The organism is Pseudomonas gingeri (genome assembly GCF_013386165.1).
GTDB lineage: Bacteria > Pseudomonadota > Gammaproteobacteria > Pseudomonadales > Pseudomonadaceae > Aquipseudomonas > Aquipseudomonas gingeri_C.
This window is the reverse complement of the sequence record NZ_JACAOS010000018.1, coordinates 151,063-175,103: the sequence shown is the minus strand read 5'-3', so window position 1 is coordinate 175,103 and position 24,041 is coordinate 151,063. Positions and strand designations below refer to the sequence as shown.

The window sequence follows — 24,041 nt, the reverse complement described above, 5'->3', positions numbered from 1 at the left end:
GCCGCCCGACGTCAGGCCGACTGAAACGGACTTTCGACAGCATGGTCGTAAGCCACCAGATGACCGTAATCCAGCCGATAGATATGGTCGGCCTGATCGAAGTAGCGGTCGTCGTGGGTAATGGCAATGACCGTCTTGCCGTCGGCTTTAAGCTCCGGCAGCAACTCGTGATAAAACACATGCCGGAACACCGGATCCTGGTCCGCCGCCCACTCATCGAGCAACAGCACCTCGCGCCCTTCCATCATCATCAGCAACAACGCCAGGCGCTTGCGCTGGCCCTGGGACAACGCCGTGGTCGACAGGCTGCCATCGTTCAGTCGGACCTTGTGTTCCAACCCCAGACGCTTGAGATAGTGTTCGACCCGCGCTTCGAGCCCTTCGCGATTGCCCTGCTCGCCAAGCACATCGGCGAACAGGTAGAAATCGGAAAAAATCGCCGCGAAATGTTCGCGATGCCATTCGCCATCATCGGCCCCGAGCACTGTGCCGTTGAGCAACACCCGGCCGGAACTCGGTGAATACAGACCGGTCAGCAGCTTGGCCAGGGTCGATTTGCCGCTGCCGTTGCCGCCGACGATAAACACCAGTTCGCCACGGCGAATCGTCAGGTCCATGGGCCCCAGCTTGAAGGCGAACTCATCGTTCTGCCCCGGATAGCGGTAATGCACGCCTTCCAGGCGCAACTCGCGAAACGGCTCGGACTTTTGCGTCGGCAGGTCGAAACGGGTCATCTCACCCAGCGCCAGGGCGTCAATGGACTGCAACGCCACATGACCACGGATCACCGCCGGGATCGCATCGAGGATCATTGAAATCGGCGTGCGCAGGAACATGATCGCCAGCACATAACCGACCACCACTTGCTGGCTGAGCAAGCCCAGACCCTGGCCGAAGAAAAACAGCGTGCCGATCAGCAGAAAGACCAGCAGCGTGGTCCAGTTCAGGTTGATTGCCCACAGGGTGTCGGCGCGCACCGAGGCGACCAGCGAATCCCGCGCAATCGGCTCCAGTCGATAGTGGAAGAGAAAGCTCCGTCGCTCACGGCTCAAGCCCAGTTCCGCACGCCCCTGGATCGACGCCTCGAACTGCTCGGTCAGTTGATCCTCCTGAAGCCGCACGGCCTGCATCAGCACTTTGACCTTGCGCCCGAGCACCAGGTCCAGGCCCACACCAAAGGCGATCACCAGCAATGTCAGCAGGAAGAACGGCAAACTCAGCCAGGCCATATACGCCAGCCCGGTCAGCAGCAACAAGCCGTTGTACAGGGAGATCGGCAGTTGCTTGAAGGCCGTGGCGACCGTCATCACGTCCTTGGTCAGCGCGTTATGGATGCGCGCGCTGCCCAGGCGCTCGATCCGCTCCAGTGCAGTGCCGAGCAGGCGCGCGACCAGCCGCAAGCGCAACTGATAGACCAGCCGATGACCGATCTGTACCAGCAGCCACTGGGAAACCACCCCACTGGCGAACAGCAACAGCAGCAAACCGCCGAACAACAGCGCGCCGCTCACCAGGCTGCCGATACCCTGATCCAGGCTGCGGTTGATGTAACCGATCAGACCGACGCTGGTGGCGGCACTCAAGGCACTGCTGAGGATCGCCAGGAAGATGCGCCAGCGGGCGTTGTGAAGAAGCTCTTTCAATAGGTTCATGAAATCGATGGTGCCTCGGCAAAGGGGGCTGGCAATGCGGCGTGCAGGCTGTCCAGCAACAGAGGATCGGTAAGCATCTCGTGGTGCCCGAGATCCACTGTCCAGTCACGCAACGGCCTGGAGCTGTGGGCCTGCCAGGTGGCACGCAGGTCACCATGGGCATTACCGCGCCACAACAGGATCGGAACGTCGACCACCGGCAGGCGTTGCTCATACAGCGCGACCTTGATCCGCCGGTACTGTGTCAGGTGCGTTTGCAATGCCGGGTCCTCGACCTGCCATTGCAGATGCTCGCGTAGCTGCGGATCCTCCAGCAGCTGTTGCACGCATTCAGCATAGGTGCCAACCGACAGTTGAGCGGACAACCGATCCAGCAGCATTGGCGGCAACGGTTGCTGGCGACTGCGACAGAAAAACGCCAGGTCCGCGAGCAATTGCCCGCTTTCATCGCCCTCGCCCGCCAGATCACGCTGCGGATCATGGTCCAGAACCAGCAACGCCCCGACCTGGAAGCCGTGTCTGAGCAAATGCGGTATCAGCAACAGCGCCAATCGCGAAGCCAAACTCCAACCCAGCAGGTGCAGCGGCCGTGACTTGAGTGCAGCGGGAATCGACTGCACATAACGCTCAAGCAGCGTGTCGAGCACGACCTGCGGTTGCCAGTCCTCCTCCAGCGCACTCAGGCCGTACACCGCGAAGCGCGGGTCCAGGCCGGCAATCAGCGGGGTGTAGGCCTGCAAATGACCTTGCGCACCATGCACCACCAACAGCACCGGAGCATCGTCCGCCGCCGCACGCAGCAGCCGGCAATGACCACTGGCGGCCTGAGCGAGGCTGCCCACCAGTTCGCGTACGGTCTGGTGGCTGAACAACAGGTTGGTCGGCGGATTGAGCCCCAACCGCTCGCGAATCATCGACACCACTTTGATGGCCGCAAGGGAATGCCCACCCACGGCAAAGAAGTTGTCCATCACCCCCAGTGTTTCGACCCCCAGCGCACTGCACCAGATCTCCAGCACCGCCGTTTCCAGTGCCCCCACGGGGGCGACCCGGGTGCTCGATTGCTGCAAGCGCGCACGCTCCAGCAACACCGTGCCATCCAGCTTTCCATTGGCGTTGAGCGGTAATGAACGCATCGACACGATCAGCGCCGGGCGCATGTAATCGGGCAAGCGCCCGGCCAGCGCCTGCTGGCGCTGCTCGGTACTTTCGCGCGGGGTCGAATCCTCGACAACAAACGCCAGCAGACGTGCATGCTCACCACTGCCGTCCAGCAACACGGCGGCTTGCTCGATCCCCGGCAAGTCACGCAAGGCCACTTCGACTTCGGCCAGTTCCAGACGGAAGCCGCGTATTTTCACCTGTTGATCGTTGCGTCCCAACAAGCGCAAGGCACCGTCGGCCTGACGCAGGGCCAGGTCGCCGGTGCGGTAGCAACGCCCGGCCGCGAACGGGTCTTGGCCAAACGCTCCGGCACCGACCTCGGTCCCGCCGACATAACCGCGTCCGACGCTGCTCCCGGCGACATAGACCTCGGCGACCTGCCCCGGCGGCACCGGCTGACGCGACTCGTCCAGCAGGTAAATACGGTTGTCGCCAATCACCTGATCCAGCGCCGCTCCAAGGCTGCCCCGAAGCGGGTCGAATCGACGCCAGAGCACACCGACCGTGGTTTCGGTCGGACCGTAGTGGTTGTACACACGACAATCCGTCGCGGCAGCACTCAAGCGGTTGGCCAGGCTGTCGCCGATCGGCTCGCCACCGAGCACCAGCACCTGGCGCGGCAGCACCGCAGTGGGCTCGCGCTCCCCCATCAGGGCTTCGAGGTGCGATGGGACGATTTTCAGGACGTCCAGCGGATGTCGCGCCAGTTCTTCGGCAAACGCCTGGGCATCGGTCACCACCGTCTGGGACAGCAAATGCACGCAGCCGCCCTGCAGCCAGGCGGGATAGAGCACGGTATTGCCCAGGTCGGCGAGCAACGAAGAGACCAGGCCGTAATGCCCGCCCTGGGGCAGTTGCAAGGCCTGGCTGACCTGGTTCACGTAGTGCCGCAGTTGTCCGTGTTCGATCTGCACACCCTTGGGTTTGCCACTGGTGCCGGAGGTGTACAGCACATAGGCCAGCTGTTCGGGCGCAGGCGCGCTCGACTCAGTCCAGGGCGTGCCCGCGCTGACCGCCGACCAGCTCAGGCCCGGGATCGACGTCTCGGCAGCCAGGTCATCCAGATGCAGCAAAAGCCGGGGCCGCGCGTCGTCGAGAATGCCTTGCAGGCGCAATGGCGGCTGCTGCGGGTCCAACGGCAGGTACGCCGCGCCCGCCTTGAAACAGGCAAGCATGGCAATCAGCATCTGCGCGCCACGCGGCAGGTACAGGCCCACCACCTGTTCGGCACCGGCACCGGCGCGATGCAGATGGCCGGCGACCACGTCGCTCAAACGGTCCAGTTCGGCGTAGGACAACAGCCAACCGCCATCACGCAAGGCCGGATGCGTGGGCTGGCGCCGGGCGTGCTCGCGAAAGCTCGTCACCAGATCGGCATCGGCCTGCGCCGGGACCGGCGTTTGCATGACTAGGGCATCGTCCGCCAACAAGGCCGAGACCTCATCCAGCGGAGACTGCGAATGGCTCAGCAGGTTATCCAGCCAAGCATGATAGCGACGCAACAACAGCGTTATCTGCCCGCGAAGATACAGACCGTTGTCATGAATCAGCAGCAACTGGCCGGCGCCGTGGGCATCAAGGCTGCAATGCAGGAGCAGTTCGACCGGGCCGTCGAACGACAGCGGTTCCAGCACCTGGCTGGCCGGCGCGTGCAACAGTCGCAGACCGGCCTGCAAAGCACCACGCCAGTCGGGCAGCACCTGGGCCTGGGCCACGTACTCTTGCCAATCGACGGCGTTTTCCACCTGGCGCGCCAGTTGCCGGGCCAGGCTCAGCCAGTTGCTCTGCGCCGACAACTGCATCAGCAGCGGCAGCGGCTGCTCGAACAGGCCATAGGCGCCCGCCAGCTCTTCATAGTCATCACGGGGATCATGCATCAACACCAGTTGCGCGTGGGCCTGGCCCTTGAGGCGCCCGAGCAAGGCGCCCCAGGCCGCCAGCAACAGTTGCTCAAGGCTCACCGACTCACGCCGGGCCAATGCCTGCAAGGCCGCCAGGGTACTCGGCGACAGCGCCTGGGAAACCGCTTCACGCTCACCGCTGGCCTGGCCGTAACGTTCGATCAGCCGTAGTCCCGGGGCCTGGGCAAAGTTCAGGTTGCGCCAGAACTGCGCGCCCTGTTCCGCATCCTCATCCTGCAACAGGCCATTGACCCATTCACTGTACTGGCCGTACTGCATCGCCGGCTCGGCGTCGGGGCTGTCCGGCACCGATGGCGCCACACCCAGCAAACGCGCCTGCAACTGGACCACGCTGCGCAAGTCCAGCGAGCAGACCGGAAACGCCAGCAGCAGTTGTTCGCCCAGGCTCCAGGCCAACACATCGGGACGCTGCGCCCGGTCGCGCAGGTGCTGCCGGGCGGCGGCCTGCCAGGTCGAAAAGTCGGCGCTGGCGGCATCCGCCTGACGCCAATCGAGGTCAACGTCGGCACCCTCTGCCACGATCTGCCGCAGACCGGTGGCCCCCTCCGGACGCACATAACGCAGGCGCAACGCTTCATGCCCCTGCAACACGTCGAGCAGGCGCCCGCGCAGCGTCTCGGCGGCAACCCCGGGAAGGCTCAAGCGCAGCCAGTGCCACGCCTCATGGCCGCCCTCGGCCAGGTGTTTTTGCTGTGCCGACAACGGCAATCCAAGGTTCATCATGCTGTGGTCTCCACGGCCGGTGCGGCCACGACCTGATGCCGGGCGTAGATATCGCCCATGGCCACGACAATTTTGCGTTCGCCGTCGAACGGATCCCGCGCATGGGCGGCGAGCATGTTATCCAGCATCACCACGTCGCCCTGTTGCCAGTCAAAACGCACGGCACAGCGGTCGTAGGCGGCATTGATCGCCTCGATCGCCTCGGGCTCCAGTGCCGAACCGTCCCCGTAATACACCTGACGGGGCAGCGCCTGTTCACCGCCGAGGAGGAACTGCTCGCGGATGTCGGCGTCGAGGAACGCCGGATGATAGAGCTGGACCTGGTTGAAGAAGCTTTCTTCACCGGTGATCGGGTGCAGGATCACCGCCGGGCAGACCTGGCGGGTATGCAGGTCATCGGCACCGCGCCATTCGAAGGCAATATCGCTTTCACGGCAGACGCGCTCCACTTCGGCCCGGTCTTCGGTGCGGAAGAAATGCTGCCAGCTGACATCGATGTCACGGGTAAAATTGCGCACATACATCAATTGCCGACGACGCAGGTTGTCCTGCAGCCAGCTCGGCAACGCCCGGTAGACTTCACGGCTGTCGACAATCGGCGTGGCCCCGCCGACCGTGGCCGGGATCTCGCAGTAGAACCACTGACGCCGTGGCCAGCGATGCTGGTGCGCGCTTTCGTTGTGGAACAGGATCATCCGGTCCTTGGGGTACGGCGTGGACTTGTAGATCTTGTTGCCGCCTTCCTTCTTCGGCAGGTCGCCGTACTGACCGTACAGCTCCGGGCACAGCGCCTGGCAGAACTGTTCGAAATCCGCCGGGGTCGGCAGATCGAAACCACGGAACAGGATCCCGCCATGGGTGCGCAACCAGCCTTCGACCTGTTCGCGGTGGGCTTGGGCCCAGACCGCCGGCGCCAGTTCGCGCTCACGGACCTGCACCAGCAAAGGGAACGGCGAATCGGCGCGCAACGGCCGGGTTTCAATCGGTTCGAGCACTGCGGCCGGGCCGCTCTGGCGCAGCTTGCCGAGTTTGCTCATTTTGCGTTGCACGGGGTTATCCGTGGACATGGAAGCCGCTCCCTTGGCGGAAAGAATTTCAATAGGCGTGTCGGGACGTTCCAGCGCCTGCTCCAGCAGGTCGGTGAAGGCGTCGCGCAGGCGCTCGACCGTGGCATGTCGGAACAGGCTGCTGCGGTAGACCCAGCGCAGGCTCAGCTCATCGCCGTCTTCGCTGGCAAACAGCGCCATGTCGAATTTCGAATGGTGCTGTTCGGCACTGATCGACACTACCTCGAGGCCACCCAGACGCTGCTGTTGGCGTGGCGTGTTGTCGAGCACAAAGAGGGTTTGCAGCAATGGGTGAACATTGCTCGCACGGGGCAGTTGCAGCCCTTCGACGACCTGGTCGAACGGCGTGTCCTGGAACGCGAACGCCTCCAGGCAGACCTCGCGCACCCGCAGCGCCTGCTCGCGCAGACTCAGCTCCGGTTGCGGACGCAGGCGCAAGGCCAACAGGTTGACGAAGAAACCGATCAGCCCTTCGGTGGCCGGGTGTTCGCGGTTGGCGACATCGGTACCGATCACCAGGTCGCGCCCCTGGGTCTGCTGTTGCAGGACCACGCCATAGGTCGTCAGCAGCAGCATGAACAGCGAAACGCCGCTGTCCTGCTGCAGGGTTTTCAAGCGCTGCACAGTGGCGGCACAGAGGCGGAAATCCACCGCGCTACCGGCGCCGTCATCATGCTCGGGGCGCGGAAAGTCGAACGGCAGCGGCACCTGCGGCGGAATTCCGGCCAGGGTCCGTTGCCAGAACGCGACACCTTGCCGATGACGCTGTTGCAATGCCGTCGAGGCTTGCCAGACCGCGTAGTCGACATATTGAATCGGCAACGCCAGCAGCGCCGGCTGAGTGCCCTGGCAGTAAGCTTCATAGCTCTGGATCAGCTCGTCGACCAGGATCGCCCCGGACCAACCGTCCGAGGCCACGTGGTGCAGGACCAACTGCAGCACATGCTCCCGGGGCGCGACCTGGACCAGCGCGGCGCGGATCGGCGCATCCCGGCCAAGGTCGAAGACCGCCAGCGACAGCTCGCGCAAGCGCGCGGGCCAGTGCTGTTCATCGAGGCTCAGCAGCTGCAGTTCGACCGGCAGATGCGGATGAATACGCTGCCGGCCTTCGCCATTGATCGAGTGATAGGTGGTGCGCAAAATGGCATGGCGCTCGATCACCTGTTGCAGTGCCCGCGCCAGTGCCTCCGACTGCAGATCACCGCGCAGGCGCACTCGGGTGCTCATGTTGAAGCCGCTGTCCTGCGGGTTCAGTTGCTGCATCAACCAGACCCGTTGCTGGGCCGACGACAAGGGTTGATCGTGCTGCACATCCACCCGGGCAATCACCTGGTTCAGCGCTTCACCTTCGCCCAGGCCGTCCAGGCGCGCCGCCAGTTCAGCCAGCACCGGGGTTTCGAACAACCAACGCAACGGCATGTCCAGCCCATGCTCACGCAAGCGCGAGCGGACTTGCGCGGCCATCAGCGAGTGTCCGCCAAGCAGGAAGAAATGCCCATCGAGCGGGATCTGCGCACGCTGCAGCACCTGCGCCCAGATGACGCCCAAACGTGCAGCATTCTCCGACCAATCCGCAGTGGACTGCACGGCCACGGGGCTATCGATAAACTCCAGCGTCGGCAATTGCTTGCGGTCGACCTTGCCGTTGCTGTTCAACGGCAGGTGCTCAAGGCGGCTCAGGTGCGTCGGCAGCATATACACCGGCAAGCGCTGGCCCAGGTGCTCACGCAACGCCTCTTCGTCCACGGCGGCGTTTGAGTCCGCGACCCAGAAGGCCGCCAGGTGTTCACCCTGCACGACCACCACGGCCTGTTTGACTGCCGGATACATCAGCAACGCGGCCTCGATTTCGCCCAGTTCAATGCGGAAACCGCGCAATTTGATCTGGTCGTCCGAGCGGCCGAGGTAATACAACTGGCCGTCCGCCTGCCAGCGCACCAGGTCGCCGGTTCGATACAGGCGTTCGCCCTGGCCGCCGAACGGGTCGGCGATAAAACGCTCGGCCGTCAGCCCCGGTTGCCCGGCGTAACCACGGGCAAGTCCGGCACCGGCGATGTACAACTCGCCGACGCAGCCCGGTGGCACCTTGCACAGAGACTCGTCGAGCACATGGCAACGGGTGTTGAGCAGCGGACGGCCAATCGGAACGACCACCTCGTCACCGTCGCTGACCTCCCCATAGGTGGACCAGACGCTGGTTTCGGTCGGGCCATAGACGTTGATCAACTGGCTCAGTTCAGTGCGCAGTTGGTCCGCCATCTCCCGGGGCAGCGCTTCGCCGCCCGCCAGCCCCAGGCGACCACTCAGCGCCTGGCGGTCGTTGTTGAGCAACAGGTTCCAGGTCGCCGGCGTCGCCTGGATCAGGTCCACCGCCTGCTGCCGGATCAATTGCCCGAGCAGCAATGGATCAAGGCGCTGCTGTTCGTCGGCAAGGACCACGGTCGAGCCGCGTACCAGCGGCAGGCAAAGCTCCAGGCCGGCAATGTCGAAGGTGATGGTGGTCAGGGCCAGGTAACGTTGCACGCCCTCCAGCGGCAGCGCCTGCTCCATCGCCAACAGGAAGTTGGCGAAGTTGCCACGGCTGATCTGCACACCTTTGGGCTGCCCGGTCGAGCCCGAGGTGTAGAGCGTATAGGCCAGGCGGTGCAGGCCGATATTCAACTGCGGCGGGTATTCGGGCTGTGCGCTCAGGTCCAGCTGCGCCCAGCGCTGTGTGCTCAGGCCTTCAGGCAGGTCGCCCGCCGCCGGCAGTTCATCACACAGGTACAGCCAAGGCTGCGCCCGTTGCAAAATGCTGTTCTGCCGGGCCGGCGGATGGCTCGGATCGAGGGGCAGGTACTGCGCCCCGGCCTTCTGAATCGCCAACAGGCAGATCAACAGCCGTTCGTCACGGGGCAGGCAGAAAGCGACCGTGGCCTCGGCCGGCACGCCCTGGTTCAACAACCAGTGCGCCAGGCGGTTGGCCCGGGCTTCGAGCTGACGATAGGTCAACTGCCGCTCACCGCAGAGCAGCGCCACGGCATCGCCGTGAACACTGGCTTGATGCTGGAAGCGCTGGACAAAATCCATCTCCGCCGTCAACGCCCGCGATTCGCCATGCTCAGGCAAAGTGGCCACCGAGGCCAGCGGCAGGTCGTTGAGACGGCTCTGCACATCGACTCGGCTCAGGCTCTCCAGCAGCCCCAGATAATCCGTCACCAGACGCTCGGTGGTTGCCGGACGGAACAAGGCCGTGGCGTACTCGACGATCAGTCGGGTCGTGGCCTGCTCGCCGCGCCCCTGGCTGAACAGGTTGAAAGTCAGGTCGAACTTGGCACTGATCGAATCGGCCGGCAAGGCCAGGGGTTCAACCGTGACCTCGGGCAGCTCGATGCGCCGCGCCTGGCTGGCATCGGCCTGGTAGTTGAACAGGGTCTGGAACAGTGGCGTACGGTCGAGGCTGCGGGGCACATCGAGTACGTCGAGCAACTGCTCGAACGGCAACTGCTGATGCGCCAGGTCGGCGCTCAACTGCCGCTGCAAATCGCGAATGAACGCTTCGACACTCTGCACGCCATCGATGCCGACCCGATACGCCAGGGTGTTGACGAAGAGCCCGACCAGCCCCTGGGACTCGGCGGACTCGCGCCCCGCCACCGGCAACCCGACGGCAAAATCCGTGCGCCCGGCATGGCGCCAGAGCAGCAGTTGCTGGGCAGCGAAATACAACACGAACGGCGTCACCCCCCAGGTCCGCGCGCGGCTTTCCAGCGCGGTGCTGAGGGCCACCGGCAACAGGTACTCGGTGCGCGCACCGCTGTGGACCTGAACCGGTGGTCGCAGCCAGTCGGCCGGCAACGCCAGTGCATCGTGATTCAAACCATCCAGGCGTTGCTTCCAGTAATCCAGCAACACGACGTTGCGTTCGCCTTCCAGCGCCTGGCGCTGTTGTTCGACCAGCGTCAGCAAGCCAGTGGCAGGCAGCGGCAAGCTGTCCACCGGCAACTGGCTGCGCAGGGCCGTATAGAGCGCGGTCAGATCCTGCACCAGCAGGCTCATGGACCAGCCATCGACGGCAATATGGTGCACGTTGAACAGCAGTCGATAGTCCTCGGCGCCGAGCTGGAACAGGTCCAGTGCCAGCAACGGTCCGTGGGCGAGGTCAAACGCACGCACCGCGCATTGCCCGATGCGCGCTTCGACTTGCGCCGCGCTCATGCCACGCACGTCATGCAGCTGGAACACCGACACCGCGGAATCATCGAGACGCTGCCAGACCTGGCCCGCCTCCTCGAAGAACCGGCAACGCAATGCCTCATGACGTTGTAGCAGCAGGTCCGTGGCCCGGCGCAGGACATCGACCTCCAGCGCGCCGTGCAAGGCCAGTGACTGGGTGACGTTGTAGGCAGTCGACGCCGGATCCAGTTGCTGCATGAACCACAGGCGTTGCTGGGCATGGGACAAGCGATGCGGCCCGACCACGGCGACCGCCGGAGGGGGAGCAACCTCGACCCGTCCATCCAGCACCGTCGCCAAGGCGCGTGGTGTCGGGTGCTCCAGCAGTTGCTTGGGCAACAGGCGCAATTTCGCCTGGCGCAGGCGAGCGATCAACTGCAGGCTGAGAATCGAATCACCACCGGCGGCGAAAAAGTCGCTGTCCGCATCGATCTCCGGCTGCTGCAGCAATTCGCGAAAGGCCATCAGCACGGTCAGCAACGCGGGCAAGGAAGCGCAGTCGGCGTGCAATGCCATGGCCGACAAACGCGAATGCTCCAGCACGGTTCGGGGTTTGAGCTTCAGCCCCTCACGGCGCGCCAGCCCGATCAACTGCAGGCTGAGGATCGAGTCGCCGCCCAAGGCAAAAAAATCATCCTCGCGACTGACGTCGGCACAGCCCAGCAACTGGCACCAGAGCTTCGCCAGGACCTGCTCGGTTGCGCTTGCTGGCGCCTGGCCAGAACCCGTGGCGAGCAACTGTTCTTCCGGCACCGGCAAGGCACGCCGGTCCAGCTTGCCGTTGGCCGACAGCGGCAGCGCTGCCAGGCTCAACCAGTGGGCGGGCACCAGAGCGTCCGGCAACTGCTGCCGGGCGGCGGCCTGCAGGGCGGCCAATGCCCGGTCGTCCTGGAGTGGCGCCAGGTACGCGACCAATTGCAGGCGGCCCTTGATCTCCAGCGCCAGCACGGCGGCCTGCTCGACCGCGGGCTGGGCGTTCAACCAGGCCGCCACTTCGCCCGGTTCGACGCGGAAACCGCGAATCTTCACCTGGTCGTCCTGACGCCCGAGGAACCATAGGCGGTCCTGCCGATCCAGGCGCACCCGATCACCGCTGCGATAACAACGCATGCCATCGCGGACTCCGAAAACACTCGCGTCGGGCTGTCCCAGGTAACCCAGCGCGACTTGCGGGCCGCCGATCAACAGCTCCCCGGCGACACCCCGAGGCACCAGGTTGCCGGCCGCATCGACCACCTGCACGCGAGCGCCGGCCAGCGCCTGCCCCAGGGGCAGATAGGCACTGGAGGCGCCGTGTTCATCGGCGGGAATTTGCGCGCAAACCACACCCACGGTGGTTTCCGACGGTCCGTAGTGGTTGAAGATGCGCAGTTGCGGCGACAGCTCGCGCACCCTGGCCAGCAGCGCCGCATCGAAGCCTTCGCCACCGAGGATCAGCAGGCGCTTGGGCAAGACCCGCTCGGCGTCGGCCAGGGCCAGCAAGCCGCGCAGATGCGACGGTGCGATTTTCAGGCAATCCACCGGCTGGCGTTGCAGGAAGTCAGCCCAGCCCGGAGGATCGAAGGCCAACGCCGCGTCCGGCAGCACCAACGGGTCACCGCTGTGCAGGGCGGCGAAAACGCAGGTCAGGCCGAGGTCCGCCGCAACCGTGGCCAAGGTCGCCCAACGGCTGCCGGCAGGTGCCTGCAAACGCTGCGTAACGGCTGCCGCGTAATGGGCCAGGTTGCCATGGCTGACCAGGACACCCTTGGGCTGGCCGGTGGAACCCGAGGTGTAAATCAGGTAGGCCGGGGCGTCGAGCCGACTGTTGGCGGGGCCTTGGGGAGGAGCCTGCGCGGTCAGCAGGTCGGCGAACGACAGCATCAGGCGGGGCAGTTCGCTGGATAACCCCGGAGCCTGCTCCAGGGTCAGCAGCGCCACGGCCTCGCTGTTTTCCAGCAGCCGCTCCAAGCGCTCCGCAGGTTGCGTCGGATCGAGAAACAGGCACACCGCGCCCAGTTGCCAGCAAGCCAGCATGGCGCTGATCTGCTCGGCCGTGCGCGGCAGGCACAAGCCCACCACCTGCCCGGCGCCGACGCCCAGGGCGGCAAGCCGCGCCGCCAGGGTTTGTGAGGCCAGGGCCAGATCGGCACGGCTGATTTCAACACCGTCGCCGAGCAACGCAGTGGCCTGCGGGTTTTCAGCCGCCGCGTGCAACAGGCGCTGATCCAGCGGCAACAATGGCGTCGTGAGGGCCTGGCCGGTGCATTCGCTCGGCGGCGAAGCCAGGCGCATTTCACTCAGGCGTTGTTGTGGGTTCAACGCCGTGCTGTGCAGGACGTCCAGTAGATCGTCGAGCAGTTGTTGCGCGGTGGCGGCATCGAACAGTTCGTCGCTGTATTCCAGCTCGCAACGAATCTGCTGGCCGTCGGTGCGCAGCATGCGCAAGGTCAGGTCGAAACGTGCGTGACGCTGCGGCGGGTCAAGCACCTCGACCGCGACGCCGGGCAACTCCAGGCGGCGGCTCTGCGGCAGGTCGACCTGGACGAACATCACCTGAAACAGCGGTTCGCCACGCGGGCGCTGCAAGGCTTGCAACAGGGTTTCAAACGGCAGTGTCTGGTGGTCAAAGGCCCCCGCCACGGTGTCGCGGGTGCGCAGCAAGGCACTGGCAAACGCCGGGTCGTCGTGCAGCGTTTGGCGAATCACCAGGGTGTTGAGCAACGGGCCGATCAGCGGGGTCAGTTCCGGGCGATCACGCTGGGCAATCGAGGTGCCGAGGCACAGGTCGCGCTCGCCGCTGTAGCGCGCCAGCAACCAGCTGAACGCGGTCAAACCGTAGATGTACAGGGTCACGCCCTGGCGGCGGATCGCCTCGTCGAGATCCCGCGACAGCGCCGCCGGCAATTCACGCGTCAACACCGCGCCACTGTACCGACGCTGGGCGGCACCTGGCCGTGGGCGATCCAGCGGCAACGCCAGGGGGCCTGGCGCGTCGGCCAGCACCGAGCACCAGTAGTCGAGTTGCTGGCGACACTGCTCGCTGTCCAGCCATTCCCGTTCCCAGGCGGCATAGTCACGGTATTGAATGCTCAACGCCGGCTGCTCGGGCGCGTCCCCCTCAAGCAGGGCACGGTAGGCTTCGGCCAGCTCGGCGGTCAGTTGTTGCGCCGACCAGGCGTCGTAGGCGACGTGATGAATGGTGAAAAACAGCCAGGTCCAGCGTCGCTCCTCGTCACTGAACGCGCGCAGGCGCAAGGGCGCGCCCTGGGTCAGGTCGAAGGGTTCGGCCAGTTGCCGTGCGTACTCTTCGGCACACCATGAGTCCTGTTGCGCCAAGGGCACCGGCAGCGCTTGCACCTGCGGCGCCTCCACCAACCCGTCACGGCACAGCGCCGAAGGCCGACCCTGCTCGTCCAATGGATAGTGGGTGCGCAGCACTTCGTGGCGTGTCACCAACTGCTGCAACGCCTGTTGCAGGCGCTGTACATCCAGTTGGCCTTCGAAACGCAGCACCGAACACAGGTTGTAGAGGGCTCGCCCGCTGGCGGCTTCGGCCGTCAGAAAACGTTGCTGCGCCGCCGACAGCGGGGCCGCCGCGCCGCTCTGCAGCGGCGTGGCGACGATTGGCAGGCGCCAGCTGTCGATGCCCTTTTGCGCCAGACGCTGGCGAAACAGGGTTTTCTTGTCCGCCGGCAGGGAAGCCAGGCGCTGGGCAATGTCGTGGAATGCCTGTTGCGTCATTGCGTCCATCTTCACTCTTCCATTTCTGATAGCAGGCGCTGCATCTCGTCCAGCGCCTCGTCCGCGGACGGTGCCTGCGGGGATTCAATCTGCTCGGCAAGACCGGCAATCGTCGGGTTGTGGAACAAGGCCCGCAGCTCGACTTTCACGCCGTAGCGGCTTTCGATCCGGGTCATCAGGCGCATGGCCAGCAACGAGTGCCCGCCCAGCTCGAAGAAGCTGTCCTGGACCCCCACCGTCGGCAGTCCCAGCAGCTCTTGCCAGACCTGCACCAGCTCGGCTTCGAGGGTCGTGCGCGGCGCCACCGAGCTGCGCTCAGCCGCCAGGTTGGGCTGCGGCAAAGCCTTGCGATCAATCTTGCCGTTGCTGTTCAGGGCGAAGCGCGGCAGCGTGACAAAGGCGCTCGGCACCATGTAGGCGGGCAAGCGGCTTTCGAGGTACTGACGCAGCGCCGCGCTGTCCGGCGCGCCGGCATCACCGACCTGCAGCCAGGCAGTCAGGCTGTCCTGGCGGGCATCGACCATCACCACCGCCTCCTCCACGCCCGGATAACGCCGCAGCAGGGATTCGATCTCACCCGGCTCGATGCGGAAACCCCGCACCTTGATCTGGAAGTCGGCACGACCGACGTACTGCAAGCGACCATCGGCACTGCGCTTGACCACATCGCCGGTGCGGTACATGCGGCTGCCCGGCTGCGGGTTGAACGGATCCGGCAGGAACGCCGCTGCGGTCAAGGTCGGCGCGAGGTGGTAGCCACGGGTCACCCCGACGCCACCGATGTACAACTCGCCGGTACTGCCCAATGGCACTGGACGATAGTACTCGTCCAGCACATAGCAGAAGGTGTTCAGCAACGGCGAGCCGATCCCGGCGATGCCACGCTGCTCATCGGACAGCGCTTCGGTGGTCGACCAGACGGTGGTTTCCGTCGGACCGTAGGCGTTGATCAACTTCACGCCGTGGTGCGTAAGGGCATTGGCCAGTTCGGCCGGTACCGCTTCGCCGCCGATCAGGCCACGCAGGGGCGGCCACTGGCTTTGCCCGGTTTCCAGCAACAACTGCCAGCCCGCTGGCGTGGCCTGGAACACCGTGGCCTGACGCAGCAAGGCAAACAGGCGATGACCGTCGACCACCTGTTCGCGACGCGCCAGCAGCAGCGAGGCACCGTTCACCAATGGCAGGAACAGCTCGGGCTTGCACATGTCGAAGGCGTAAGTGGTGCTGGCCAGCCACACATCGCTGGCGGTCAGCGGTACTTGCCGATCGAGCCCGGCCAACAGGTTGCTCAGGTTGCCTCGGGTGACCTGCACGCCTTTTGGCGTGCCGGTGGAACCCGAGGTGTAGATCACATAGGCGCGTTGCAGTGGCTCGACCGCCTGCGCCGGGTTTTCGGCAGCCAATGGGTCCAGCGCCAGAGTGTCGACCTGATGGCAGGCCAGCACACCGGCCAGGGACCCCAGCACGTCGGCACACGCCTGCTCACTGAGCAGCAACGCCGGACGCGCGTGTTCGAGAATAAAGCGCAAACGCTCAGGCGGATGCTGCGGGTCCAGTGGCAGGTAAGCAGCCCCGGCCTTGTGTATTGCGAGCAAGGTCGGCAACAGCCAGACGCCACGGTTCAGGCACACCGCCACCAGCGCATCGCGTTCAACCCCCTGCTTGCCCAGCCAGTGCGCCAGGCGATTGCTCAAGGTATTGAGTTGCGCATAGCTCAGGCTTTGCTCCTGGCAATCCACGGCCAGGGCGTCCGGGGTCAGGCGCACCTGCCGCTCGAAACGGGCGATCGGATCCTGTTCGGCACTCAATGGCTGCAACGGACGATGCCAGGGACGCTCGGCCAGCGCATGGTCGGCATTCGCCAGGTCCACCGCCCACAAACGTGCCTCGGGGCTCTCCAGCATGCCCTCCAGCAAGTACTGGAACTCGTCGGCATAACGCTGGGCCGTGGCCGCGACGAACAGGTCGGTGTTGTATTCAATGACGCACTGCCAGTGCGCACCGTGCTGTTCGATGTGCAGGCCGATGTCCACCAGGGCGGTGCTGCTGTCGATGTCCAGCCGTTGGGCCGGCAATCCGGCAAAGTGCTGCGTATCGGTGGCGGCCGTGTCCCGCTGGATCAGGTTGAACAGCGCCTGGAACAACGGCGTATGGCTCAGGTCGCGGCGTACCTGCAAGGCCTCGACCAGGCGTTCAAACGGCACGTCGCCGTGCTGCTGCCCGGCCAGCCAGGTGCTTTGCAACTGTTGCCAGAAATCCGCGACCGATTGTTGCGGATCGATCCGGCTACGCAACACCTGGGTGCTGGCGAAATAGCCGATCAGCGGGTCGGTGTGCGCTTGATGCCGTTGCGCAACCGGCAAGCCGAGCCAGAGGTCGCGCTGCCCGGAATGACGGGCCAACAGCAGGCTCCAGGCCGCGAGCAACGGCGAAAATGCCGTCAGGCCGTGTTGCCGGGCGGTCTCGCGCAGGCGGGCGATCAGCCTGCCCGGCAGACTGAAACGCAGGCGCTGTCCGTGGTAACGCTGTTGAGCCGGGCGCGGCAGGTCCGTCGGCAGGTCGAGCACCGGAGGCTCGCCGGCCAGTTGCTCGCGCCAATAGGCCAGTTGCGCCTCGATACGCTCCTCGCCCGCCGGGCTTTGCCAACTGGCCGCCACATCACGGAACTGCAGCACCAGTTCGGGCAACTGCGGAGCGCGGTCCTGGGCCAGCGCCTGATAGAGCTGTTGCAGCTCGTCGAAGAGGATTTCCAGCGAGCGCGCATCGGCAATGATGTGGTGCAAGGTCAATTGCAGCACGCCGGAGGCCGGCCCCTGATACAAACACGCACGCCACAGCGGCCCATTCACCAGGTCGAAGTCGGCCAGGGCTTCGTCGCGCAGGGTCTGTGCGAATGCCGGGCCGTGTACATCGCCCAGTTGAGCGAGGCGCAACACGGTGCCCGCGAGGTCCACCGTGGTTTGTCGTGGACCTTCGCCGGTTTCACTGAACCGGGTGCGCAGGCTGTGCTGACGCGCCGCCAGTTGCACCAGCGCCTCTTGCAGCAGGTCCGGCTGCAGTTGCCCTTGCAGATGCAGGGCCAGCGACAGGTGATAAGCACGGGTTTCGCCTTGCAGGCGATCCAGGAACCACAGCCGTTGCTGGGTGAAATGCAACGGCGCCGAGGTGCCGCAGACCGGGCGCACAATCATCTCCGGGGTCTCGTCGCCGGCTTCGAGCGACGCCGCCAGTGCCTGCAACGTGGGTTGTTCGAACACCGCGCGCAATGGCAGGCGCTGTTGATAGCGTTCGGAGATCCGCGCCACCAGGCGTGCCGCCAGCAACGAATGGCCGCCCAGCTCGAAGAAGTTGTCGTGCGGGCCGATATCGCCACAGCCCAGCAGCTCCTGCCAAAGCACGGCCAGCCGGGCCTGGGCTTCAGTCAGCAGCGGCTTGGTTTCGCCGCCCTGGCGCGCCGGCAGCGGGAGCGCCTTGCGGTCGACCTTGCCGCTGCTGCTCAAGGGCATCTGCGCCAGATAGACGAACTGGCTCGGCAGCATGTACTCGGGCAACTGGGTGGCCAAGGGGCCGCGCAAGTGTTCGGTGGGGATTTCCTCACCCGAATAGTAGGCCACCAGGCGGGCTGACTCACCGTGTCCCAGCAACAACACGGCAGCGCCAGTGACACCGGGCAAACGTGCCAGCAATGCCTCGATCTCGCCGAGTTCGATACGGAAACCGCGCAGCTTGACCTGGAAATCCAGGCGTCCCAGATAATCCAGGCTACCCTGCGCATTGCGCCGTACACGGTCGCCGGTGCGGTACATCCGCGCCCCCGGCACAAAAGGGTCCGGCAGGAAAGCGGCGGCGGTCAGGCCCGGGGCGGCGAAATAACCACGACCCAGGTGTTCACCCGCCAGGAACAGCTCGCCCGGCACGCCGGGGGCTACTGCCTGCAAGTCGGCATCGAGGATATAACCGCTGGTGTTGACCACCGGCACGCCGATCGGCACCTCCACCCCTTCGGCGCCCGGGGTACGGACTTCAAAGGTGCTGTAGACCGTGGCTTCGGTCGGGCCGTAGCCATTGATCACACGCGCGCCACGGGCTTCCATGGCTTCGGCCAACGCCGTCGGCAAGGCTTCGCCACCGGAAATCACCCGCACCCCCTCCCAGCGCCGCTGGGTGTGCGCCACCAGCATGCGCCAGGTGGCCGGCGTCGCCTGCAGCACCGTCGGCCGTGCGGCACCGATCAGCGCATCGATGGCCTGCGGATCGCGCGCCTGTTCGCGGTCGGCCAGCACGATACGGGCGCCCTGGGTCAGCGGCAGCAGCAACTCGACGATGGCGATGTCGAAGGTCGCCGTGGTCAGGGCCAGCACCGCGTCGTTCGCCGAGAGTGGCAGCACGGCGTTCATCGCCAGCAACAGGTTCGCCAGGTTGCCGCGATTGACCGCCACGCCCTTCGGCTGCCCGGTGGAGCCGGAGGTGTAGAGGATATACGCCAGTTGGCTCGGCTCGGCCCGTGGCGACAGGCTCGGGCTATCCGGCCCGCTAGCGGCGGACTGATCAAAGACCGGCAACAGGTCCTGGATATCCAGCAGCTCGACGTCACTGCCCCAGGCGGCCAATACCGGCAACTGTGGTGTTGTGGTCAGGCACAGCCGTGGTCGTGCATGGGCCAGGACATAGCCGCCACGTTCCTGCGGTGTGTCTTCGGCCAGCGGCACGTAGGCGGCACCCGCCTTGAGCACCGCGAGCATGGCCACCGGCAGGTAGGCATTGCGTGGCAGGCACAGGGCGACCCGATCATCGGTATCGACACCCCGGGCGCGCAAGGCACTGGCCAGGACGTCGACCGCCCGGCCCACCTGGGCGTAGCTCAGCGTGCCGTCGGCCACGCTCAGCGCCGTGGCGTCGGGATGCGCAAGCACCTGGTGTTCGAACGCCAACAGCACGTCCTCGACCGCGTCGACGCGCTGACCGATCAAACGCGAAGCGGCCCGCTCGAAGGGCTGCCAGCTCAGTTCACCCAACGCGCATTCCGGCGCCTTGAGGATTGCTTCGAGCATCGCCAGGTACTGCCCGGCCATGCGCTGCACGGTCTGCTCACGGAACAGGTCACTACTGTACTGGAAGCTCAAGGTGATGCCGTGCTCACTGTCGCGCACATCCAGGTGCAGGTCGCACAGGGCACTTTGCGGCGGGTTCGACAGCGGTTCGGCCACCAGGTCGGTCAGCTCGAAACGCTCCAGGGCATTGCCCGGGAAGTAGTTGAACATGGCCTGGAAAACCGGGTTGTAACTGACCTGCCGGGAGACACCGAGTTGCTCGATCAGGTAGTCGAATGGCAGGTCCTGATGGGTCTGGATCGCCATCGAACGTGCTTGCAGGTCCTGCATCAGTTGCACCGGGCTACGGGCGCCGCTCAAGGTCTGGCGGTACACCAGGGTATTAACGAAGCACCCGACCAAAGGCTGCAGCACCCGGTGATGACGGTTGGCGACCGGCACACCGACGAGGATGTCATCGCTGCCGCTGCGGCTGCGCAACAGGCACTGGAAGGTGCTGAGCAGCGGAATGAAACTGCTCCAGCCGCGGGCACTGCTGAAGCTGCGCAAGCGCTGGGTCAAGGCATCCGACAGGCGCTGTTCGACACGGCCGCCGGCCTGGCTGGCCTGGTTCGGCCTGGGGAAATCCGCCGCCAGTTCGAGCACCGGCAACTCGCCGGACAGTTGCTCGCGCCAGAAGCCCAGTTCTTTCTGGCAAACCTCACCGCGCATCCACTCATGCTGCCAAAGCGCATAGTCGGCGTATTGCAGGTCCGTCGCCGTGGCGGGGATCGCCGGTGCCTGGCCCTGAACCCGCTCGCGGTAACGCTGGCACAACTGATCGATGATCAATTGCAGTGACCAGCCGTCGGCGATGATGTGATGGCAACTCAAGGACAGCACATGCTCCTGCGGCGCCAGGCGGTACAGCACCGTACGCAACAGGGGCGCGGTGTCCAGGGCAAAAGGCGTCATGGCGTCCTGGCGCAGACGTGCGCTCAGATCGTCCTCACTGTCGATCTCCAGCAGCGGCAGGTGTGACGTCATCGACGGCAGGATCTGCAACTGCGGCTCGCCGGCGTTGCTGATAAACAGCGTCCGCAGCACTTCGTGGGCATCGAACAGGTCCTGCAACGCGGCGTTGAACGCCTCGACCTGCAATGCGCCAGTCAGGCGCACGGCACCGGACAGGTTATAGGCGGGGCTGGCGGGGTCGAGCTGTTGCAGGAACCACATGCGTTGCTGGGCAAATGACAGCGGCAACGACTCCGGGCGCGGCAAACGTCGCGGGCCCGTGGTGCTGCTGCCGTCCTGGGTCTGCAGCCATTCGGCCATGGCGGCGATGGTCGGCAGCTCGAAGACCTTGCGCAATGGCAGGTCCTTGCCGCTGATCTTGCCCACCAGGCCGATCAGTTGGGTGGCCAGCAGGGAATGCCCGCCCAGCTCGAAGAAATTGTCTTCGATACCGACCCGATCCAGCCCCAGCAGCTCTTGCCAGGCCTGGCTCATCTGCTGTTCCAGTTCGTTGCGCGGGGCGACATAACGGGCCTGGCTCTGCGCGGCGAAATCCGGTGCCGGCAGGTTCTTGCGGTCGATCTTGCCGTTGGCATTCAGCGGCATCCGCTCCAGCAGCATGAACGCGCCGGGCAGCATGTACGGCGGCAGGCCGGCGAGGACAAACTCGCGCAGTTGCTCAAGGGTCACCGAGGCTTCGGCGACGACGTAGGCCACCAGCACCTTGGCACGCTGCTGATCGTCACGGGCCACCACCACGGCTTCACGCACACCCGGACAGCGGGTCAGGCACGCTTCGATTTCGTCCAGTTCGATACGGTGCCCACGGACCTTGACCTGGTGGTCGGTGCGCCCGACGTATTCGAGGTCGCCATTGGCCAGAAAACGCGCCAGGTCGCCGGTGCGATACAGGCGGCTGCCATCGTTGGCGATCAGGTTGGGCAGGAACACCGCCGCCGTACGCGCTGGATCGGCCATGTAACCGCGCCCGACACCGACCCCGGCAACATAGACTTCACCCACCGCGCCCACCGGCAACGGCTCAAGATCGCCATCGAGCAGGTACAGGCGATTATTCAGGGTCGCACGGCCGATCGGCACGCCGCTGCGGTTATCGGCCAGGCGCTCGGTCAAGGCGTGGAAGGCCACGTCATCGGAACATTCGGCCGGGCCGTAGGCATTCATCAACGGGATGCTTGGGTAGCGTTCGAACCAGCGTCGGGCCAGGGCCGGTGGCAGGGCTTCACCCGTGGCCAGTACCCAGCGCAGCGACGAACGCTCCAGATCGGCGTCGAGCAGGCTTTGCATCAGCGAAGGCACGGCTTCCAGAATACTGATGCCCTCGGCGCTGATGGCATCCGCCAGGGCCTGGGGGTTCTGCACCACGCAATCGGCGAGGATCACCGTGCGTGCACCGAGCACCAGACCGGCCAGGGTTTGCCAGACCGAAATGTCGAAACATTGCGGCGCGGTCTGCGCAATCACATCGCTCGCGCCGAGCCCCAGGCCGTTGGCCTGTTCGGCCCCCGGCAGCTTGCCGAGCATGTTGTTGAGCATCCCGGTGTGGGTCACCATCGCGCCTTTTGGCGTGCCGGTGGAACCAGAGGTAAAGATGCAGTACGCCAGCGATTGCGAGTCCACAGCGATGCCGAGATTGCTGTCGCTGTAATCCTCCAGCGTGCGCAGGTCATACCCCTGGGCTTTCGGTGCGGCTTCAAGCAGCGCCAGGGCCTCTTCGGCCAACGGCGTTTGCCCCAGGCCATGGACCAGCAACGGCGTGCGGCTTTGTTTCAGTACCTGGGCCAGGCGCTGCGGCGGGTTGCGCGGGTCCAGCGGCAACCAGCCGGCACCGGCCTTGAGCGTTGCCAGGATCATGATCAACAGATCGAAGCCGCGCTCATCGAGCAGCGCCAGCAGGTCGTCATTGCCCACACCCTGGTCACGCAGGCTACGCGCCATGCGGTTGGCGGCGCGGTTCAGCTGATCGAAGGTCATGCTGCGGCCATCGAACAGCACTGCGACCTGATCGGGGGTCTGGCGTACTTGCTGCTCGAAGCGTTCGATATACAAAGGCTGCAGGGCCTGGAGATCCGCCACGACACCGCCCGTGGCCCAGTCCTGGAACTGCCGTTGCACGTCCTCGGTGGCAAGCATGCCAATGCGCTGCAGCGCGATGTCGGTCTGGGCCGCCAATGCGTCGCCCATGTTCAACAACAGCGTGCGGAAATGCCCGAGCATGGCCTGGATTTCCGCCGCCTCGAACCAGTCGGTCTGGTAGGTCAGTTGCAGGTGCAGGCGCTCGCCCGGCACGATCACTACCGTTACCGGGTAGTTGGTGTGGGTGCGGTTGGTCATGTCGCTGATCAGGTAATCCAGCGCGCCCTGGCGCAGGTCAGCGGTGATCGGCGCGTTCTCGAAAACGAACAGGCTCTGGAACAGGTCCTGGCCATGCACCTCGCTCCAGCGCTGAATCTGCGCCAGGGAAACACTTTCGTGTTCGCGCAGGCTGAGGTTTTCCACCTGCAACGCCGCCAGCCACTGGCCGAGGGTCTGCTCCGGCTGCAACTGCCAGCGCAACGGCAGGCTGTTGATAAACAGGCCGACGACTTGCTCCATGCCTTGCAGGTGCAACGGACGCCCGGCCACGGTAACGCCGAACAACACATCGCGATCACCGCTGTAGCGCGCCAGCAACAACGCCCACGCGCCTTGCACCAGGGTGTTGAGGGTGATGCCGTGAGTGCCGGCGACCTGTTGCAGTTGCAGGGTTTGCGCGACCGTCAGGTGTTCGACGCAATCGCGTACCGGTTCATCGGCGTGCAGGATGCGCCCGGCATGGCCGAAGCCGAACTCGGTCGGCGTATCGAAACCGGCCAGGCGCTGTTGCCAGAATGCCTGGTGATCATCCGGGTTCTGCTGTTCGAGCCAGCGGATAAAGTCCTTGTACGGGCGTGGCGCCGGCAGCGCCAGGCGCCGACCTTCCTGGGCGGCCCGGTAGCCGTTGAAGAAGTCCATCATGATGATGGAGAAACACCAGGCATCCATCAGGATATGGTGATAGCTGCGCACGAACTGATAAGTGTCGGCCGCCAGCTTGAACAGGCGCACGCGCATCAGCGGCGCCTTGGTGAAGTCCAGGCCGTCGCGGCGCTCTTCGCTGAGCAACTGCTCCAGGCGCCGCTGTTGTTCGGTCTCGTCGATCTGCGACCAGTCTTCATAGGTGATCGGCAGTTCAACCTGCTTGTGCACCACCTGCATCGGGCGCTTCTGCTGTTTCCAGACGAAGGAGGTGCGCAGCAGTTCGTGACGCTCGACGACCTCGGCCCAGGCCTGGCGAAACGCTGGCAGATCGAGGTCGGGCATGACCATCACATGGCGATACTGCAACAGGTACATGCCTTGGCCGGGGTGCATCAGGCTATGGAACAGCAGCCCCTGCTGCATGGGCGCCAGAGGATAGATAGCCTCGATATTGCGCGACAGTGCTTTTACCTTGTCATTCATGCAGCCGGTCTCCAAATCTTGTGCAAA

Annotated in this window: 4 protein-coding genes; all 4 read right to left on the bottom strand. The window is 65.0% G+C overall.

Features of this window, described 5'->3' with window-relative positions; all coding sequences use genetic code 11:
• Positions 1 to 11 precede the first annotated feature (11 nt).
• From HX866_RS22425 to HX866_RS22410, 4 genes are read right to left on the bottom strand one after another with little or no spacing between them, the layout of a single operon-like run.
• Positions 12 to 1,652, bottom strand: coding sequence for a cyclic peptide export ABC transporter (locus HX866_RS22425; RefSeq protein ID WP_177140423.1), 1,641 nt, complete (start codon positions 1,650 to 1,652; stop codon positions 12 to 14).
• Positions 1,649 to 5,461 (bottom strand): amino acid adenylation domain-containing protein, encoded by a 3,813-nt coding sequence (locus HX866_RS22420; protein WP_177140422.1) that lies wholly within the window; start codon positions 5,459 to 5,461, stop codon positions 1,649 to 1,651. Before HX866_RS22420 ends, HX866_RS22425 begins: the two co-directional genes overlap by 4 nt.
• Entirely contained in the window at positions 5,458 to 14,475 is a 9,018-nt protein-coding gene (locus HX866_RS22415; RefSeq protein WP_177140421.1) for a non-ribosomal peptide synthetase, read from the bottom strand. The genes HX866_RS22420 and HX866_RS22415 overlap by 4 nt, the downstream gene beginning before the upstream one ends.
• A gap of 2 nt (positions 14,476 to 14,477) precedes the next feature.
• Positions 14,478 to 24,014, bottom strand: a complete 9,537-nt coding sequence (locus HX866_RS22410) for a non-ribosomal peptide synthetase (RefSeq protein ID WP_177140420.1) — start codon at positions 24,012 to 24,014, stop codon at positions 14,478 to 14,480.
• Between the last annotated feature and the right edge of the window lie 27 nt (positions 24,015 to 24,041).

Excerpts from the sequence above, each read along its gene's own strand:
- HX866_RS22425 (WP_177140423.1), bottom strand. The coding sequence starts at position 1,652 with ATGAACCTATTGAAAGAGCTTCTTCACAACGCCCGCTGGCGCATCTTC.
- HX866_RS22410 (WP_177140420.1), bottom strand. The coding sequence starts at position 24,014 with ATGAATGACAAGGTAAAAGCACTGTCGCGCAATATCGAGGCTATCTAT.
- HX866_RS22420 (WP_177140422.1), bottom strand. The coding sequence starts at position 5,461 with ATGATGAACCTTGGATTGCCGTTGTCGGCACAGCAAAAACACCTGGCC.
- HX866_RS22415 (WP_177140421.1), bottom strand. The coding sequence starts at position 14,475 with ATGGACGCAATGACGCAACAGGCATTCCACGACATTGCCCAGCGCCTG.